Origin of the sequence: Actinomadura sp. BRA 177, from assembly GCF_013372625.1 — a bacterium.
Lineage (GTDB): Bacteria > Actinomycetota > Actinomycetes > Streptosporangiales > Streptosporangiaceae > Spirillospora.
This window is the reverse complement of the sequence record NZ_JABXFD010000131.1, coordinates 1-1904: the sequence shown is the minus strand read 5'-3', so window position 1 is coordinate 1904 and position 1904 is coordinate 1. Positions and strand designations below refer to the sequence as shown.

3 protein-coding genes are annotated in these 1904 nt (G+C 68.9%); all 3 read left to right on the top strand.

Annotation, left to right across the window (positions count from 1 at the left end; translation table 11 throughout):
• Positions 1 to 177: 177 nt before the first annotated feature.
• The gene (locus tag HUX53_RS03655; protein ID WP_176401752.1) at positions 178 to 552 is read left to right on the top strand and encodes an acyl-CoA thioesterase domain-containing protein; all 375 of its coding nucleotides are present in this window, start codon (positions 178 to 180) and stop codon (positions 550 to 552) included.
• 75 nt (positions 553 to 627) lie between these two features.
• On the top strand, positions 628 to 1098 hold the full coding sequence (locus HUX53_RS03650; protein ID WP_176401751.1) for a hypothetical protein: 471 nt from the start codon (positions 628 to 630) through the stop codon (positions 1096 to 1098).
• A 116-nt stretch (positions 1099 to 1214) separates the two neighbouring features.
• The coding region (locus HUX53_RS03645) for a serine/threonine-protein kinase (RefSeq protein WP_176401750.1) at positions 1215 to 1904 on the top strand (690 nt) is incomplete at its 3' end.

Here is a 1904-nt window from a genome sequence, read left to right as displayed (position 1 = left end):
TGGTGACTGTTGGTTAGTGTGGTTCGCGATGAGGCGTCTGTGTCCTTCGGCTCTGAGTCGTCTTTTTTTTGTAGGCGAGCGGCGACCGCCGAGATCTACACTGTCCTCGTCGGCGGCAGGGTCAGGTGTGTATAGGAGACAGCGCCGCCCCCGTGCGGCGAGTGGCACGGCCTGCACGTGCACGGCTACCTCGCCGCGATGGAATGGCGCCTCGTGCACGGCTCCTTCGCCGACCCCGGCCCCGGCACGGTGTGGGCACGCTCCCGAATCCCGCTGGTCACCGGCGAAACCGACACACCCCTCGTGCACGCCCTGCGCCTGGCCGACAGCGCGTCCGGCATCGGCAGCCAGCTCGACCTGGCCAAATGGCTGATCATCAACACCGACCTGACGGTCGCCCTGCACCGCGACCCCATCGACGAGTGGCTGTGCATGGCCGCGTCCCTGGACGCCAGCCCCGGCGGCAGCGCCCTCTGCGAGGCGACGCTGGCCGACCGCTCGGGCGAACTCGGCCGCGCCCTCCAGACCATGCTGGTGGACGAACGCTCGTGACGAGATGTTCTTGATCGAACACACTGGGTAATGAGTTGGTGACAGAGTGCAGTCACCCATCAGGAGCCCAGAAGGATGTCGACAAGGTTTCTCGCCCTCTTCACCACGACCGCCGCCGTCTCGGTGACCCTCACCGCCGGCGTGGCCGCCGCGACCGCCTCACTAGCGGCCCCACCACCGTCCGACCCCGACCCCGTGGCCGCCGCGCCGCCCGCGTCCCCGTCCCCGTCTGCGACCCCGACGGCGTCGCCCTCACCGTCCGCCAAGGACGACAAGGAACTCAAGGAGTGCGCGGACGCCGACTGCGAGGTCACCGTCCAGGACGGCCAGACGATCAAGCTCGACAAGAAGTACGGCCTGGACCCGATCCACATCAAGATCGACGACAGCCGGGTGACCTTCACCATCCGCGGCGCGAACACCAAGATGATCAGCCAGGTCGACGCGAGCCAGATGTCCAACACGAGCGCGACCTACAACGGCATCACCTTCCGCCCGCGCATGACCAAGGACGGCAAGATGACCCTGAAAATCTCCCACGACTGACCCGCCACCACCAGGGGGGACGGGCACCCACCGCCCGTCCCCTTTCGGGTCCCGCACACGGCCTCCTTATGCCAAGCTCAGGGCTGTACGCCCTGAGATCGCTTGGCGAAGGTGAGATGAGCGAACCGCAGCCGTTACGCCCCTGGGACCCGCAGTCCATCGGCCGCTACCACCTGAGCGGTCTCCTGGGCGAAGGCGGCCAGGGCAGTGTCTATCTGGCCGCGCTGGACGGAGCCCGGGTCGCGGTCAAGCTGCTCCATCCCCGCTACGCCGCCCATGACAGCGCCCGCGGCCGCTTCATGCGGGAGATCCAGGCCGCGCGGCTGGTCTCCGACTACACCGCCCAGGTCCTGGACGCCGGTGAACACCAGGGCGTGCCGTACGTGGTCAGCGAGTACATCCCCGGACCGTCCCTGGCCGACCGCGTCGCGGCGGACGGGCCGTGCGCCGGCGGCGAGCTGACCCGGCTGGCGTCGGGCACCCTCGCCGCGCTGGCGGCGATCCACGCGGCCGGCATCGTGCACTGCGACCTGAAACCGGAGAACATCCTGCTCGGCCCGGACGGGCCCCGCGTGGTCGACTTCGGGATCGCCCGCGCGCTGGAGACCATCGCTCCCAACGCCAGCCGCCAGATCGGCACGCCCGCCTACATGGCGCCCGAACAGATCGACGCCGGACTCATCGGCCCGCACACCGACATGTTCGCCTGGGGCGCCACCCTCGCCTTCGCGGCCACGGGGACCCACACCTTCGGCGCCGCCACCGCTCTCAGGTCGGGGTCATGGTCTGTCTCTTATACACACTCT

Excerpts from the sequence above, each read along its gene's own strand:
- HUX53_RS03650 (WP_176401751.1), top strand. The coding sequence starts at position 628 with ATGTCGACAAGGTTTCTCGCCCTCTTCACCACGACCGCCGCCGTCTCG.